The sequence below is a fragment of the Agrobacterium sp. MA01 genome (assembly GCF_009650195.1).
Lineage (GTDB): Bacteria > Pseudomonadota > Alphaproteobacteria > Rhizobiales > Rhizobiaceae > Allorhizobium.
Genome location: NZ_CP045854.1, coordinates 3,917,454 through 3,932,737, shown reverse-complemented (window position 1 = coordinate 3,932,737; position 15,284 = coordinate 3,917,454). Strand labels below are relative to the sequence as shown.

At 60.1% G+C, this 15,284-nt stretch carries 18 protein-coding genes; 10 read left to right on the top strand and 8 right to left on the bottom strand.

Going from position 1 to position 15,284, the window contains the following annotated elements; genetic code table 11:
- The first annotated feature begins 44 nt into the window (after window positions 1-44).
- The gene (locus tag GH983_RS18825; RefSeq protein WP_054150347.1) at window positions 45-617 is read left to right on the top strand and encodes a CarD family transcriptional regulator; all 573 of its coding nucleotides are present in this window, start codon (window positions 45-47) and stop codon (window positions 615-617) included.
- Between the two features lie 137 nt (window positions 618-754).
- Here GH983_RS18825 and GH983_RS18820 read toward each other — a convergent pair whose 3' ends face one another.
- The 3 genes from GH983_RS18820 to GH983_RS18810 all read right to left on the bottom strand — a co-directional run bounded on the left by GH983_RS18820 (window position 755) and on the right by GH983_RS18810 (window position 4,925).
- A complete protein-coding gene (locus GH983_RS18820; protein ID WP_054150348.1) occupies window positions 755-1,492 on the bottom strand; it encodes a Bax inhibitor-1/YccA family protein in 738 nt (245 codons plus the stop codon).
- 176 nt (window positions 1,493-1,668) lie between these two features.
- The gene (locus GH983_RS18815; protein WP_153763223.1) at window positions 1,669-4,215 is read right to left on the bottom strand and encodes an ABC transporter permease; all 2,547 of its coding nucleotides are present in this window, start codon (window positions 4,213-4,215) and stop codon (window positions 1,669-1,671) included.
- Window positions 4,212-4,925 carry an ABC transporter ATP-binding protein gene (locus GH983_RS18810; protein WP_150127478.1) on the bottom strand — a complete coding sequence of 238 codons (714 nt, stop codon included), beginning with the start codon at window positions 4,923-4,925 and terminating at the stop codon, window positions 4,212-4,214. Before GH983_RS18810 ends, GH983_RS18815 begins: the two co-directional genes overlap by 4 nt.
- A gap of 74 nt (window positions 4,926-4,999) precedes the next feature.
- Here GH983_RS18810 and GH983_RS18805 point away from each other — a divergent pair, with 74 nt between their 5' ends.
- Both GH983_RS18805 and thpR read left to right on the top strand, forming a co-directional pair.
- Window positions 5,000-5,647 (top strand): arylesterase, encoded by a 648-nt coding sequence (locus tag GH983_RS18805; protein WP_054150351.1) that lies wholly within the window; start codon window positions 5,000-5,002, stop codon window positions 5,645-5,647.
- A 66-nt stretch (window positions 5,648-5,713) separates the two neighbouring features.
- The gene (thpR, locus tag GH983_RS18800) at window positions 5,714-6,307 is read left to right on the top strand and encodes an RNA 2',3'-cyclic phosphodiesterase (RefSeq protein WP_153763222.1); all 594 of its coding nucleotides are present in this window, start codon (window positions 5,714-5,716) and stop codon (window positions 6,305-6,307) included.
- On the opposite strand, the gene GH983_RS18795 is transcribed toward thpR, so the two are convergent.
- Window positions 6,256-6,714, bottom strand: coding sequence for a low molecular weight protein-tyrosine-phosphatase (locus GH983_RS18795; protein ID WP_153763221.1), 459 nt, complete (start codon window positions 6,712-6,714; stop codon window positions 6,256-6,258). The two genes, thpR and GH983_RS18795, sit on opposite strands and share 52 nt — an antisense overlap.
- A 28-nt stretch (window positions 6,715-6,742) precedes the next feature.
- Between GH983_RS18795 and GH983_RS18790 the strand changes: the two genes are divergently transcribed.
- From GH983_RS18790 to rlmN, 4 genes are all read left to right on the top strand, one after another.
- A complete protein-coding gene (locus tag GH983_RS18790; protein WP_054150353.1) occupies window positions 6,743-7,045 on the top strand; it encodes a 4a-hydroxytetrahydrobiopterin dehydratase in 303 nt (100 codons plus the stop codon).
- A gap of 69 nt (window positions 7,046-7,114) precedes the next feature.
- A complete protein-coding gene (locus tag GH983_RS18785; RefSeq protein WP_054150354.1) occupies window positions 7,115-7,495 on the top strand; it encodes a YkvA family protein in 381 nt (126 codons plus the stop codon).
- A 264-nt stretch (window positions 7,496-7,759) separates the two neighbouring features.
- Window positions 7,760-8,263, top strand: coding sequence for an invasion associated locus B family protein (locus GH983_RS18780; protein ID WP_054150436.1), 504 nt, complete (start codon window positions 7,760-7,762; stop codon window positions 8,261-8,263).
- A gap of 237 nt (window positions 8,264-8,500) precedes the next feature.
- Entirely contained in the window at window positions 8,501-9,739 is a 1,239-nt protein-coding gene (gene rlmN, locus GH983_RS18775) for a 23S rRNA (adenine(2503)-C(2))-methyltransferase RlmN (RefSeq protein ID WP_153763220.1), read from the top strand.
- A 33-nt stretch (window positions 9,740-9,772) separates the two neighbouring features.
- Here rlmN and GH983_RS18770 read toward each other — a convergent pair whose 3' ends face one another.
- Together GH983_RS18770 and GH983_RS18765 are read right to left on the bottom strand one after the other, a co-directional pair.
- Window positions 9,773-10,414: a LysE family translocator gene (locus tag GH983_RS18770; RefSeq protein WP_054150355.1), complete on the bottom strand. Its 642-nt coding sequence runs from the start codon at window positions 10,412-10,414 to the stop codon at window positions 9,773-9,775.
- A gap of 74 nt (window positions 10,415-10,488) precedes the next feature.
- Window positions 10,489-11,352, bottom strand: coding sequence for an SDR family oxidoreductase (locus GH983_RS18765; RefSeq protein ID WP_153763219.1), 864 nt, complete (start codon window positions 11,350-11,352; stop codon window positions 10,489-10,491).
- A gap of 92 nt (window positions 11,353-11,444) precedes the next feature.
- Here GH983_RS18765 and GH983_RS18760 point away from each other — a divergent pair, with 92 nt between their 5' ends.
- From GH983_RS18760 to GH983_RS18750, 3 genes are all read left to right on the top strand, one after another.
- Window positions 11,445-11,702: a type II toxin-antitoxin system ParD family antitoxin gene (locus GH983_RS18760; protein ID WP_246727435.1), complete on the top strand. Its 258-nt coding sequence runs from the start codon at window positions 11,445-11,447 to the stop codon at window positions 11,700-11,702.
- Window positions 11,699-11,989, top strand: a complete 291-nt coding sequence (locus GH983_RS18755; RefSeq protein ID WP_153763218.1) for a type II toxin-antitoxin system RelE/ParE family toxin — start codon at window positions 11,699-11,701, stop codon at window positions 11,987-11,989. The genes GH983_RS18760 and GH983_RS18755 overlap by 4 nt, the downstream gene beginning before the upstream one ends.
- A 106-nt stretch (window positions 11,990-12,095) precedes the next feature.
- Entirely contained in the window at window positions 12,096-13,319 is a 1,224-nt protein-coding gene (locus GH983_RS18750; protein WP_054150357.1) for an argininosuccinate synthase, read from the top strand.
- A 54-nt stretch (window positions 13,320-13,373) separates the two neighbouring features.
- Here the strand turns inward: GH983_RS18750 and GH983_RS18745 are convergent, their stop codons facing one another.
- Together GH983_RS18745 and GH983_RS18740 are read right to left on the bottom strand one after the other, a co-directional pair.
- Window positions 13,374-14,564, bottom strand: a complete 1,191-nt coding sequence (locus GH983_RS18745; protein WP_054150358.1) for a multidrug effflux MFS transporter — start codon at window positions 14,562-14,564, stop codon at window positions 13,374-13,376.
- Window positions 14,565-14,672: 108 nt separating this feature from the next.
- A complete protein-coding gene (locus GH983_RS18740; protein ID WP_153763217.1) occupies window positions 14,673-15,101 on the bottom strand; it encodes a hypothetical protein in 429 nt (142 codons plus the stop codon).
- Between the last annotated feature and the right edge of the window lie 183 nt (window positions 15,102-15,284).

Sequence of the window (15,284 nt, the reverse complement as noted above, 5' to 3'; positions counted from 1 at the left end):
CGCCGGCATCACGCCGGGAGCAAAACAGGGAGTATTTGAATAGAATGACGACCCAGCAGAAGAAGACTTCCTCGGCACGCCACGGCTTCAAGACCGGCGAGTCGATCGTATACCCGGCCCATGGCGTGGGTACCATCACCACCATCGAAGAGCAAGAAGTCGCCGGCATGAAGCTCGAGCTTTTTGTCATCGATTTCGAAAAGGACAAGATGCGTCTGAAGGTTCCGGTTGCCAAGGCCGTGAGCATCGGAATGCGCAAGCTGTCCGAGACAGATTTTGTCGATCGCGCGCTGAAGGTGGTTCAGGGCAAGGCTCGCGTGAAGCGTACCATGTGGTCGCGTCGCGCTCAGGAATATGATGCCAAGATCAATTCCGGTGACCTGATCTCCATCGCTGAAGTCGTTCGCGACCTCTATCGTGCCGAGAACCAGCCGGAGCAGTCCTACTCCGAGCGTCAGCTCTATGAAGCTGCTCTCGATCGCATGGCACGTGAAATCGCTGCCGTGAACAAGATGTCCGAGACGGAGGCCGTTCGCCTTGTCGAGGTCAACCTTGCCAAGGGTCCCAAGCGCGGCAAGACGATCGAAGAAGACGATACACAGGAAGAAGCGGCGTAAACCGCTTCGACTTTTGGTCATGAAAAAACCTCCGGCGAAATCCGGAGGTTTTTTTGTGCCTGCCGTCGGCCGAAGTCGATTGCCAGGCAAAGAAAAACCCCGCCGAAGCGGGGTTTCCCAGAGCCTGCCTTTAACCGTCAGTTCCGGTTTCCAAGGAAACGCAGGAGGAACAGGAAGAGGTTGATGAAGTCGAGGTAGAGACGCAGAGCGCCCATGATGGCGTTGCGGCCAGCCATCTCGCTCGAATTGCTCTCGTGATAGGACTCCTTGATCGACTGCGTGTCATAGGCGGTAAGACCGGCAAAGATCAGTACGCCGATCACTGAGATCGCGAAGTCGAGGGCCGAGGAGGCCATGAACAGGTTGACCAGCGAGGCGATGATCAGGCCGAAGAGACCCATCATCAGGAACGAGCCCATCGCCGACAGGTCACGCTTGGTGGTGTAACCATAGAGCGACAGGGCGCCGAACGAGGCGGCCGTGACGAAGAAGGTCTGCACGATGCTTGCGCCCGTGTAGATCAGGAAGATCGACGACAGCGACAGGCCCATCATTGCGGCATAGACCCAGAAGGTCGTCTGCGCGGCTGCAACGCTCATCTTGTGGATCCTGAAGCTCAGGAAGAAGACCATGGCGACCGGTGCCAGGATGACCACCCACTTCAGCGGGCTCAGGAAGATCGCCTGGCCGAAAGCCGTGAGTTCGCCGCCGGAAACCGCCAACTGAAAGGTTGCAAAGGCTGCGATACCGGTGATGGCGAGGCCCAATGCCATCAGGTTGTAGACCTTCAGCATATAGGCGCGCAGACCTTCGTCGATCATCGTGGCCGACTGGGTCTGACCCTGACGGCTCTGATAGTTGCGAAGTTCGGACATGTTTTCCTCTCTCAAAGCTTCGATATTGGACAGCAGAGCCCGGATGGCTCCCGCGCCGCTGCGAAGCCCAGCATGCGTGCTTTCAATATGAGAGGTTCCCCCGTCCACGACAAGGGCCACAATCTTAAATCGCGGTAATACTGCGGGCGGCGGGGTCTTGCCCGCCGCATCCGACCTTAAAGCTCGCGAAGGACAGGGGCTGCCTTCTGACCGAGGATGCGCCAGGTTCCGGCCAGACCGATACCGATCGTGACCACCAGCGCGATCACGAGGGTCATCGCTGCGACATCGGGCAGGAAGTTGGACGGCAGCTTCATGATCTGGCTGAGCACGAACCAGGCGATCCCGCCACCGGCTACGAGCGCAAAGAGCGCCGTGGCCGCGCCAAGCAGCATGTATTCGTAGGTGAAGGCGCGGATCAGCATGGCGCGGGTCGCCCCCAGCGTCTTCAGGATGACTGCATCATGGGTGCGTGCCCGGTTGCCGGCTGCCAGTGCACCCGACAGAACCAGGACGGACGCAATCAGCGCGATGGCAGCGGCCGCACGGATCGCCGTTGCCAGCTGTCCGACGAGGCGATCGACGACATCGAGGGCGTCCTTCACCCTGACGGTCGTGATTGTCGGGAACTGTTGTGTGACCGAGCGCAGGATCGAGGCTTCCTCCGCGGAGGTCGCGTCCTGGTCGATCAGCGTCGCCAGCCAGGCATGAGGGGCGCCGGCGAAGGTGTTCGGCGAGAACACCATGACGAAATTCATCGACAGGCTTTCCCATTCGACGGTGCGGAAATTGGCGATCTTCGCCGTGATGTTGCGGCCGAGGACATTGATGGTGATCGTGTCGCCAATCTTCAGGCCGAGCTCGCGCCCTTCCTGCTCTGCAAAGGAGACGAGCGGCTCCCCGGTGTAGCCGTCCGCCCACCATTCACCCTCGGTGACGGTGCTATTTTCCGGTATGTTCTTCGCATAGGTCAGACCACGGTCGCCGCGCAAAACCCAGCGGCCTTCCGGCGGCACCTCGACCTTGGCGACATCGGTGCCGTTGAGCTCGACGATACGGCCGCGCAACATTGGTACCTCGATCAGCTTGCCTTCGGGTGCCATGCCTTCGACGAGATTGCGGAAGCCGTCAATCTCACCGCTCTGGATGTCGACGAAGAAGAAGTTCGGTGCCCGCTCCGGCAGGTTTCCGGTCAGCTCACGTCGCAGGTTGCCATCGATCAGCGCGAGCGCCACGAGCAGGCTGAGGCCAAGGCCGAGCGACAGTGTGACTGCAGGGGTCAGGGCTCCGGGGCGGTGGATATTGCCGACGGCAAGCCTCAAGGCTGCGGAATGGATCGGAGGGCTGCGCTTCGCAAGCCAGGCGATGCCCATGGCAACCACACGGAGCAGCACGAAGCCTGCCGCCATGGCGGCCAGGAAGATCGTCGCGATCCGCTGTTGCTCCGAGGTGAAGATGGCAAGCGCCGCCAGGGCGCCGAGCGCCAACGCCATGGCAAACAGGTATGGCCAGGACGGAAGGCCCGAAGCTTCGAAGCCCTGCTCGCGGAACAGTGCCGTCGCCGGCACCTTGCGGGCATGGCCCAGCGGCAGGATGGCAAAGGCAAAGGTGACCAGCATGCCGAAGACGGCCGCCAGAAGAAGTGCGCGCGGATAAAGCGTTGCTTCGGCGGAGATCGGCAGGATGCCGGAGAGATAATTTGCGACGATTGGTGGGGCGATTGCACCGAGCACGAGGCCGGCGAGGATACCCACGGATGCCACCAGAGTGATCTGGATCAGGTAGACCATGACAACGACCGAGGCCGGTGCGCCGACGCATTTCAGAGTGGCGATGACGGTTCGTTTGGAATCGAGGAAGGCGCGAACGGCATTGGCGACGCCGACCCCGCCGACCACAAGCGCCGTGAGGCCGACCAGAGTCAGGAACTGCGAGAAGCGCTCGACATTCTCCGTCAGGGCGGGAGCCGCCCGATCACTGCTGCGGATCGACCATCCTGCCGTCGGATGCTCGGCTTGAGCGCGCTCGCGAATGGCATCTGCCGTCGGTGCGGGCTCGTTATAGCGGATTTTGTAGGCGTGTTCGACGAGGCTGCCGGTCGCCACTAGGCCGCTTGTGAAGAGGCCTTCGCGGCTGGTCAGGAAGCGCGGGGCAAAGCCGAAACCGTCAGAGATCGAATCTGGCTCTGTGACGATCGTGCCGTTGATCCGGAACCGAGCATTGCCGACGAGCAATTCGTCGCCGACCTTCATGTTCATGCGTTCAAGCAGAAGAGGGGCGACAACCGCGCCATAGGCGCCATTGTCCGCAACGAGCAATTCGGAAAGTGGCTGGTCAGGGGCGGCGATCAGTCTGCCATAGAGCGGATAGGCTTCATCAACCGCCTTGATTTCGACCAGTGACTGATCCGATCCGTCCGGCAGGCGGGCCATGGAGCGCAGATTGGTGGTGACGGAGACCGTGCCGAAGCCTTCGAGGAATGCCAGCTCGTCCGAGGTCGCCTCGCGATTGTCGAGTTCGAAACGAACGTCGCCAGCCAGGAGCGTCCGTCCTTCCGATGAGATGGCATTAGTGATTGCTGTCGATACGGAGTTCACGGCTGCGATCGCACCGGTTCCCAGCGCAATGCAGGCGAGGAAGATGTAGAAGCCACTTAGGCCGCCACGCAGTTCGCGCAGGGCGATACGGAAGGCAATGGACAGACGCGTGCCGAAGGATGTCATGCGGACACCGAAGCGAGACGGGTCTGCTCGGTTCGGCTGTCTCCGGCGATGCGGCCGGATGCCACCTTGATCTGCCGGGTGCAGCGGGCGGCAAGCGCCGTATCGTGGGTGACGAGGATCAGTGTCATGCCGCGTTCCTGCTGCTTGGAAAACAGAAGGTCAGCGATCTGGCGGCCGGTCTCTGTGTCGAGATTGCCGGTCGGCTCATCGGCGATCAGGACAGCGGGAGACGGCGCGAGCGCTCGGGCGATCGCCACGCGCTGCTGTTCACCACCGGAGAGCTGGCCCGGATAATGGCTAAGGCGCTCCCCGAGGCCGACGGACTCCAGTTCCTTGCGTGCGATGTCAAAGGCGCCCTTCACATTGGCGAGTTCCAGAGGAACTGCGACGTTCTCGAGCGCCGTCATGTTGGCGATCAGATGGAAGGACTGGAAGACGATGCCGATGTTCTTGCCGCGGAAATCGGCGAGCCGGTCTTCACTCAGGGTGTGAAGCGGCGTGTTGCGAACGTGGATCTCGCCACTGTCGAGGCGTTCGAGGCCGGCCAGCACCATCAGAAGCGTCGATTTGCCAGAGCCGGATGGCCCGACGATGCCCACAGCTTCACTTTCAGCGATCGAAAGATCGATGCTCTTCAAGACGTGAACGGATGCTGCGGCGTTGCCAAGGGTGAGATCGGCGCTTTTCAGTTCGATGATGCTGTTTCTCACACTCATCCATCCTATATCTGCGGGAATGAAGCTTCGCCGCACTGCGGCATTCTTGCCAATCTAGGGAAGCCACCATGACATTTAAAGCAGTGCTCCTTCATTTCGCCGTGATCCTGCTGGCCACCTTTGCCGGTCCGCGGATTGCTGCGGCCGAACCGCTCCAGCTAGTGGGCCTCGGTGACAGCCTGATGGCAGGCTATCAATTGCCACAGGAAGACGCCTTGCCGGCCCAGCTGCAGCGCGAGCTTGTGGCCAAGGGACATGACGTCGTGATCAGCAATGCCGGCGTTTCTGGCGATACGACCTCCGGCGGTCTTTCTCGCGTCGACTGGTCGGTGCCGGAGGGGACCGATGGCGTCATCCTCGAACTGGGCGCCAACGACGCACTGCGCGGTATTCCGCCGGAGCAGACCGAGAAGAATCTGGAGCAGATCATTATCCGGCTGAAAGAGCGGGATATCCCGATCCTGCTCGTGGGTATGCTGGCGCCGCCGAATATGGGTGATGACTACGGCAAGAGGTTCAATGCGATCTATCCACGGCTTGCCGAAAAACATGGTCTGCCGCTCTACCCCTTTGTGCTCGACGGCGTGATCACCGAACGCAGCCTCCTGCTCGAGGACGGGATGCACCCCAACACGGAAGGCCTGAAGCTGATGGCAGAACGTATCCTGCCTCTCGCCGAATCTTGGGTGGCAGGCATCAAGGGGCAGTCAAACTAAACGCTTGCGCCTGATGTCATTGCATGATTCGCTGTGAGCACCTGCAAAAGATTCGGGGAGCGCTCCATGCCGAGATTGTTCACTGCCCTCGAAATTCCGCGCAGCGCAGCAATGAGCCTTTCATTGCTGCGCGGTGGTCTCCCCGGGGCTCGCTGGATCGATGTGGAGAATTACCACATCACGCTGCGCTTCATCGGTGATGTGGATGGCCGAACGGCAGACGAAGTCGTCGACAGGCTCGACCGGATCGACCGCCCCGAATTCTCCCTGACCCTGAATGGTATCGGTTCCTTTGGTTCAAAGAAGCCGCATTCGATCTGGGCAGGCGTCTCTCCTGCGCCCGAACTCTTCGCGCTGCAGAGCGAGATCGAGCGCATCTGCCAGCGCATCGGCTTGCTGCCGGACCCACGCAAGTTCACCCCGCACGTGACACTTGCCCGCTTGAAGGCCTCGCGCGTCGAGGATGTCGTTCACTACCTGAGCGGCCGTGGCAACTTCCATACCATGCCATTTTGCGTTGGACGCTTCGTGCTCCTGTCGTCCCGGGAATCCGTCGGCGGCGGTCCCTATCTCACCGAGGAGATCTTCCCTCTCTACGAGACGGGTGGTTACTCGAATTTCGAGACGACCGCGCAGCAGCCCGAAAAAAGCATGCTGTAGACCCGCTCGAAATCTTCAGTTTCACCGTAGTAGGGGTCGGGCACATCTTCTTGCCTCCCGAAAGCGAGCTCGGCGAAGAGATGCAGGGCAGCTGTCGCGTCCTGCGGCCGAAGCGTTTGCAGGCTTGCGAGATTGCTTCTGTCCATCGCGACCACCAGATCGAACCGGCCGAAGTCCTGTGGCTGCACCTGGCGGGCGCGCTGCCGGGAGATGTCGATCCCGTTTGCCGCCGCGGCCTTGATCGACCGGCGATCCGGCGGATTTCCGATGTGCCAGTTGCCAACTCCGGCCGAAGCGATCACGGGCTTTTCGCTGGTCCCTGCGGTAAGGTGGCGGTAGATTCCTTCCGCCAGCGGTGACCGGCAAATGTTGCCCAGGCAGACGAAGAGAATGGATGGTGCCGGCATCGGTTGATCCAGAAGGAGGAGTTTCAGCATGAAATACGAGAAACTGGATACGACGTCCATCGCAGCGCGATTGGAGGAGTTGCATGGCTGGGCGCTGGGGCGTGATGGTGCCGCGATCGAAAAACACTTCGTCTTCCGCGATTTTCGCCAGGCCTTCGGCTTTATGGCGGAATGTGCGCTGGCTGCGGAAAAGCTCGATCATCACCCGGAATGGTTCAATGTCTATAAAAAGGTCGATGTGACCCTCACGACCCATTCTGCCGGCGGTGTGACGGAACTCGATTTCAAGCTCGCCGTTCTCATGGAACTGGCAGCTGCCAGGAACGGATGACGGTGATTGAAATTGCAGGCTGCCATTCACATATGATTGATCGGGTCCGAACGAAAGGATCGATGGGCTATGGATGACGTGAAGATCGGTGAGATCCTGCTTCCCGGCGACGAGGAAACCCAGGAGCGACAGGAAGCGAAGGTTCGTAGCCGTTTTTGGCCAACCTTCAAAAAGGCTGCCCGACAGATACCGTTTTCGCGGGATCTTGTGGCCGCTTACTACTGTGCCACGGATCGCGAAACGCCCTTTCGTGTCAGGGGTATCCTGTTGGCGGCTTTGGGCTATTTCGTCCTGCCGATCGATGTCGTGCCAGATATTCTCGCGGTTGTCGGCTTCACCGATGACATCGCGGTACTCACCACGGCGATCGCCCTGATCAACAGGCATATCAAGGATCGCCACTATGAGGCAGCCGACGTCGTCCTGGCGGACAAGGAGAGGCGGGCCTGAACTTTGCCCCAGGCTGCCTTGATGCCCAAAGCAGCCCAACTCTTGCCTTTTTCTTTCCTTCTACATCATCGGCAGGACCGAGGTCCCAAACCGTTTTTTGCCGGATTTTGGGGCGCTAGACGGTATGCCGACACCGAATGTGACAACAAGGCGTGCGTCGTTCACCGTTTGGTAAGGTAAATTAAGTCAAACTGAACACAGGTTTTGACGATGAGCGCCCGGTCTTTTGGCTGGGTGATGGATGGAAACAACCGGCAGGAAGACATGTTCGTAAGAAGTAGCGTAACCGCACTGGCAATCCTCCTGGCGAGCAGCGGGCTCGCCAACGCGCAATCGCCCACGCGAATCGAGCAGTTCAGGGCCTGGGGTGCCTACTCCTACAAGTCGAATGGCGGCACCGTGTGCTACGTGCTTTCCGTTCCGACGGCCAAGGAGCCGGCGAGTGTCAATCATGGCGACATCTTCTTTGTCGTCTCGCAGCGCCCGGGTCAGAACATCTCGTATGAGCCACAGGCCATGATGGGTTACCCGATGAAGGGCGACTCCAAGGTGAATGTGACGATCGACAACAAGAATTTCGTGCTGTTCGTCAAGGACAGCTCGGCATGGGTCGAAAACGCAGCCGAAGAACCGGCACTCGTTGCCGCCATGAAGGGCGGCTCGACCATGACCGTCAAGGCGACGTCGGCTCGCGGCACGGCCACAAGCTACACCTACTCGCTTTCGGGGATCTCTGCCGCGCTGCAGAAGATCGAGAACTGCAGGTAAGCCTGCATTGCATGTTTGGTTTGGGGAAGGCCGGCGCAACATCGCCGGCCTCCTTCATTTCTGCATGACCGCCCTTCGTGAGGTCGGGGTGACGGAAGGCAAAAAAGCTGCTATTGGCCGCTGCAAATGAAAGCGATGGGGCCGTTCCCCTGTTCGCAAGGTCCACGAATCCATATCTGCCAGCCGGGAAAGCGCTCCATCCGAGCGTCTTTGTCCTGTGGTCCAGAGGTCCAGACGATGACTGTCACCGTGACGCTTCCAGAGCGTAGCCAGACTGCGGCCCCGCTTCGCCCGGCCGCTTCCCTTGAGAAACCGAGCCTCATCGGCCTCGATCGTGAAGCCTTGGGCGCTGCTCTGCGGGACAAGGGTGTGCCCGAGAAGCAGATCAAGATGCGCGTGGCGCAGATCTGGAACTGGCTCTACGTTCGCGGCATCTCCGACTTCGATCACATGGCGAATGTCTCCAAGGACATGCGTGAAATGCTGAAGACGCATTTCACCATCGCGCGCCCGGAAATCGTCGAAGAGCAGGTGTCCAACGACGGCACGCGCAAGTGGCTGCTACGCTTTCCTCCGCGCGGTGCCGGCCGTCCGGTCGAGGTGGAAAGCGTCTATATCCCGGAAGAAGGACGCGGCACGCTCTGTATCTCGAGTCAGGTCGGCTGCACGCTGACCTGTTCCTTCTGTCACACCGGCACCCAGAAGCTGGTGCGCAACCTGACGGCCGAGGAAATCCTCTCGCAGCTTCTGCTTGCCCGTGACCGTCTCGGCGATTTCCCGGACCGTGAAATTCCCGTCGGCACGATGATGCCGTCGAGCGATCGCAAGATCACCAATATCGTCATGATGGGCATGGGCGAGCCGCTCTACAATTTCGAAGAGGTGAAGAAGGCGCTGCTGATCGCGACTGATGGCGATGGCCTGTCACTGTCCAAGCGTCGCGTCACGCTGTCGACTTCCGGCGTCGTACCGGAGATCTACCGGACCGGCGAAGAGATCGGCGTGATGCTGGCGATCTCGTTGCATGCCGTGCGCGATGAGCTCCGCGACATGCTGGTACCGATCAACAAGAAGTATCCGCTGAAGGAGCTGATCGAAGCCTGTCGCAACTATCCGGGCTTGTCGAATGCCCGCCGCATCACCTTCGAATATGTGATGCTGAAGGACGTCAACGACAGCCTCGAGGATGCCAAGGGGCTGATCCAGCTCTTGAAGGGCGTTCCGGCGAAGATCAACCTGATCCCGTTCAACCCGTGGCCGGGCACCAATTACCAGTGTTCAGACTGGGCGCAGATCGAGAAATTCGCGGACTTCATCAATCAGGCGGGTTTTGCCTCGCCGATCCGCACACCGCGTGGCCGCGATATTCTTGCTGCCTGCGGTCAGCTGAAGTCGGAATCGGAGCGCATGCGCAAGACCGAGCGTCTGGCGTTTGAAGCGATGATGATCGCCAATCACGGCGAAGACGACGATTGAGGGTGAGGCGGGACGGTTGTCCTGCTTTCGATCCTACTTGGCCTGCGTCATGAAGATCTTCACCGCGAAGATCGAGAAGACGCCGGCGAAGGTGTAGTCGATGCCACGCAGCACCTTGCGGTTCGTCTGCAGCCAGCTCGACATGAAATCCGCTCCATAGACGATACCGACGCCGATCGGCAGCGACAGGATGATAGACCACATGCCGAGGAAGATCAGCTTGCCCGTCACGTTTGGGTCGGTGGCGGTGACGAATTGCGGCAGGAAGGTCATGAAGAAGATGATGACCTTGGGGTTCAGGAGATTGACCCAGAGCCCGTTCAGGAAGGCGCCCTTCTTCGAGACGACCGCATCACCATCCGCCTTGATGACGAAGTTCGAGCCGTGCCTGACAGCCTGCAGAGCGAGCCAGAGCAGATAGGCAGCTCCCCCGGTCTTCAGGAGCATAAATGCCGTCGGCGAGGCGACAATGAGGGCCGAAATGCCGAAGGCGACCAGCATGGTGTGGATCGAGATCCCGAAGCTGGTTCCGGCGAGCGTCATCAGGCCAATCGTCCGACCGTCGCGTAGGGAGCGGCTGATCCACAGCGTCATGTCGGGACCGGGCGTGATCGCCAGCAGCAGAAGTGCAAGACTGAAGGCAAGAAAGACGGGAAGGCTCGGGATAAAATCCATTGATGTCACCGTATGACGAAGCACCCGCGACCTGCGGGTGCTCAATCCATAACGGCCTTCAGCGAGCTTGCCAATCAGCCCTTGGGAACGGACAGGTAGGTCTTGAAGGCGTCGGCGTAGTCGGGATGCCAGCGCGAGAGTGGCGGGCGGTTTTCGATGATATCGCCGGCGGCCCAGGCGATGCGCTTCTCGTCCAGCGCGCGGTTCACATCGTTATCCGGGCAGAGAATATAGAAGTCGCCACTGACAAGGCTTTCCAGCATGAACTCGACAGTCTCTTCCGGCGTCCATGCGCCGGACGGCTTCTCGGTGCGGCCGTTCGCCGTCAGGCCCGTGAAGACGAAGCCGGGGATCAGCAGGTGGGCGGTAACATTGCAGTCCGGCGTGTTGCGCAGCTCGTGCTGAAGCGCTTCGGTGAAAGCTTTCACGCCGGCCTTCGAGATATTGTAGGCCGGGTCGCCCGGGGGCGTCGTGATGCCCTGCTTGGAGCCTGTGTTGATGATGAGGGCCGCATCCTTGTGGGCGACCATGCCCGGGCCGAAGGTGCGGGTGCCATTGATGACGGCCATCAGGTTGACGCCGAGCACATTGTCCCAGTTGGCTTGCGGACCGAACAGCGCACTGCCCGGCTGGATACCCGCATTGTTCATCAGCACATGCACGCGTCCGAAACGCTGGATGACGGCGCGCTCCAGCGCTTCGAGTTCGTCCAGTTTCGACACATCTGTGCCTATTGCAACGACATCCGTGTCACCACTAGCGGAAAGTGCTGCAACCTCCAGGGCTGCCGCGGCCAGCTGGTCGCCTTCGAGGTCAACCAGAACGACGCAGAGACCCATGCCAGCAAATGCCTTGGCGCTGGCGAGGCCGATGCCCGAGGCGGCGCCGGTGATGACGGCGACATGACCTTTTTCGAGAGCGGGATGCTGGGTCGTCATGGCGAACTCCTTCAGAACCTGTAGTGTTGTGGCTGGTCGCGATATGGTACCCTGCCCGGACATCGTCAACGTGACAGCGCTCGATGGAGGCAATGCTGCCCATGAACAAGGTTACGACCGTCACGGTCTCGGGGGAACTGGCGGAGTTCATCGAAGCCAAAATTTCTGCTGGAGATTATGCCTCGGAAGCCGAGGTCATTGAGGCTGCCCTCGCATTGCTGCGTGATGAGGTGGATGGACTTGCCGCTATCCAGGCTGCTATCGATGAGGGTGAGGCCTCTGGTCAGCCGCAGCCGTTTGACTTTGATGAGTTCATCGATCGCAAGCGTCGCCGCTCCGCCGCCGAATGAAGCCCCTGATTGTTTCGCCGCGGGCTGCTCACGACCTCGACGCGCTGTTCGACTACACCGAAGAGCGTTGGGGTTTGGATCAGGCGATTGCATACACGCTTGGGATCAGGCGCAACCTTCAAGAAATCTGCGGGGGACGACGCTATGGCCGGAAAATTCCCGGACTTAGGAAAGCCTATCTCAGCTTAGCGTATCAATCCCACTACCTCATCTATCGAGAGACGTCGCATTCCATAGTGCTGATCCGGATCCTTCACCGGCGCATGAATATTGGTCGCCATCTCTGACCCAGTTGCCTCCCGCCCTTGCACACCAGCGGAATCTCGCTAAAAGTGCCGCCATTCTTGATCCAGGCGGGGTTTGAGCCTCGCTCCTTCCAGACGGAACATCGACATGGCACTCCCCAAAGACGTGAAGAAAGTCGTCCTCGCCTATTCCGGCGGTCTCGACACCTCGATCATCCTGAAATGGCTCCAGACCGAACTCGGTGCTGAAGTCGTGACCTTCACCGCCGATCTCGGCCAGGGCGAAGAGCTCGAGCCGGCCCGCAAGAAGGCCGAGATGCTCGGTATCAAGGAGATCTTCATCGAGGACGTGCGCGAAGAGTTCGTGCGTGATTTCGTCTTCCCGATGTTCCGCGCCAATGCCGTCTATGAAGGCGTCTACCTGCTCGGCACTTCGATCGCCCGTCCGCTGATCTCCAAGCACCTGATCGACATCGCCAAGAAGACCGGCGCCGATGCCATCGCCCACGGCGCGACCGGCAAGGGCAATGACCAGGTTCGTTTCGAACTCTCGGCCTATGCGCTGAACCCCGACATCAAGATCATCGCACCCTGGCGCGACTGGGCGTTCAAGAGCCGCACCGATCTGCTCGCCTTCGCCGAGCAGAACCAGATCCCTGTTGCCAAGGACAAGAAGGGCGAAGCGCCGTTCTCCGTCGATGCCAATCTCTTGCACTCCTCGTCCGAGGGCAAGGTTCTCGAGGATCCGTCCGTCGAAGCGCCGGAATACGTGCATATGCGCACGATCTCGCCGGAAGCCGCACCGGACAAGGCCACGATTATCAAGGTCGGCTTCGAAAAGGGTGATGCCGTCTCGATCAATGGCGTCCGTATGAGCCCGGCCACGCTCTTGGCTGAACTCAACACCTATGGCCGTGACAACGGTATCGGCCGTCTCGACCTCGTCGAGAACCGCTTCGTCGGTATGAAGTCGCGCGGCGTCTACGAGACCCCCGGCGGCACGATCCTTCTTTCGGCACACCGTGCGATCGAATCGATCACGCTCGACCGTGGTGCAGCCCACCTCAAGGACGAGATCATGCCGCGTTACGCCGAGCTGATCTATTACGGCTTCTGGTTCTCGCCGGAGCGCGAAATGCTGCAGGCTCTCATCGACAAGAGCCAGGAGCATGTCGAAGGCGAAGTGACGCTGAAGCTCTACAAGGGCAATGTCATGGTCATCGGCCGTGAATCGACGAAGTCGCTCTATTCCGACCAGCTCGTCACCTTCGAAGACGACCAGGGCGCCTACGACCAGAAGGACGCCGCCGGCTTCATCAAGCTGAACGCGCTTCGGCTGCGCACGCTCGCCAAGCGCAATCTCGGCAAATAAGCCAGTTCAGACATTCAAGATCGCCCGTCTCCCCCTCGGGGGAGGCGGGCTTTTTCATGCCTTGCGTTCGAGGTGGCGGAGCCAGAAGAAACCGGCGACAGCGCTCAGTTCCATGAAGGGTATGATGATGCCGAAGGCGGTCAAGGGATCGCCGATCGATGCGGCGATAACCCCGCCGGCAAAGCCTGCGCTCATCTGCAGGAAACCGGTTAAGGCGGATGCCGATCCCGCAATATGCGGGAAGGGAGCCATGCTCGTCATCACGACATGGGGGCTCAGGAAGGCCAGACCGAAGGTGCAGACGGCCACCGGGGCCATGACGGAAAGGAAGAAGGGCGGCACGAATGCGACCGAAAGCGCCATGATGACAGCGCCCAGGCCGCAGAGGGCTATGCCGATCCGAGACGCCGTCAGCCCCGAAATCTTGCGGGAGACGAGTTTCAGGGTGAGCGATCCTGCGAGGTATGCGCCTGATTGCATCAGCATGCCCAAACCAAACGCGGTCGGTGTCAGGCCGACCTCGTTGATCAGGACGAAGGGCAACATGGTCGACTGCGCATAGAGCGCGCCGATAGTGCCACTCAGGACGAGCGATGCTGCAAGGAAGCGGGCATTGCGGGCGACCTCGATATAGTTGCGCCACAACCGGCTGGGCCGCAAACGACCCATGTCCGGGACGATTGTTTCCCGGAGCAGAAACACCGTGAAGGCCATCGCCACCAGGCCGAAGGCGACCATCAGCAGGAAAACCGCATTCCAGCCGAAAGCGGCGAGCGTCAGCCCGCCGAGGGTTGGCCCCATGGCCGGGCCCACCGCGAGAAAGATGCCGATCGTGTTGAGAATGCGGGAGGCATCCGCGCCGGTGTAGAGGTCTCGAACGATCGCGCGCCCGACGACAACGCCGACGGAAGCGCCGATGCCCTGGACGAGGCGCGCGGCGAGAATGAACTCGACGCTGGGGGCCAGCGTCGCGAGAAGTGATCCAACGAGATAGATTGCCAGAAAGATCAACGTTGCCTTCTTGCGTCCGAGCGCATCAGCGAGGGGGCCTGCGACCAGCTGGGCAAGCGCGAACCCGGCGAAGAACATCGAGAGGCTGAGTTTGATTGCTGCATCGGTCGTGCCGAAGGCGCGTACCAGCTCTGGCATGGCCGGTGTGTAGATGGCCATGGAGATTGGGCCGAGCGTGGTCAGGAAAGCACCGAGGAAGGTGGTGCGACGCTCGCTCATGCGCATCGGTGTCATCAGAACTCGTCCGGAATCAAGAAGAAAGGCGCCACTGCGGCGCCTCCTGCTGATGACTTAGTGCGATTGTGGTCCGGGATCGAGTGCCAATTGTCGCTTCCTGCGCGATCAGGTCGATTTCGAAAAGAAATCCAGAACCTTCGAATAGGAGCCCGCCATGTCCATGTCGCCGATCATCTCGGCAAGCGACTGCTGTGTCCGGTAGTATTCCGCATAGTCGAAATGGGAGTCGTCGGTCAGTGTGGACAGATCCATCATCTTGCCGTTGCGATCGACGATCTGCAAGGGCAGCTCCGTCGAGAGTTCGCGATAGGTGTCGGCGTCGATCTCTTCCCGCTGAAAGCTCTCCGACGCAATCTCGCGCAAGCGGCGGGGCGTCATGCTGGCGAAGACCGACAACGCCTCTTCGAAAACCTCGGTTTCTTTCGAGACCGCTACCTTCGGCGAAAGCTCAGGTAGGCCGACATTGGATTGCGGGCTGCTTTCTTTGACGCGAAGGGAGGATGCGCCTACCGGTTGGATCGGAAAGATTTCCATGGCCGTGACCGTCCTTTCATAGGATGTATCGATCTATGTTCTTATTCGAAACTACGTCAATCAGCGCCTGAACCCGTGGTGGAAAAATTCTGCCTTGTTCACCGATTTTTGCGTGCTCACCCATATGTTGCCGGGATAACATGGAGGAAAATCAGTGCTTCGCTCCTTTGCAGCGCGAAGCTT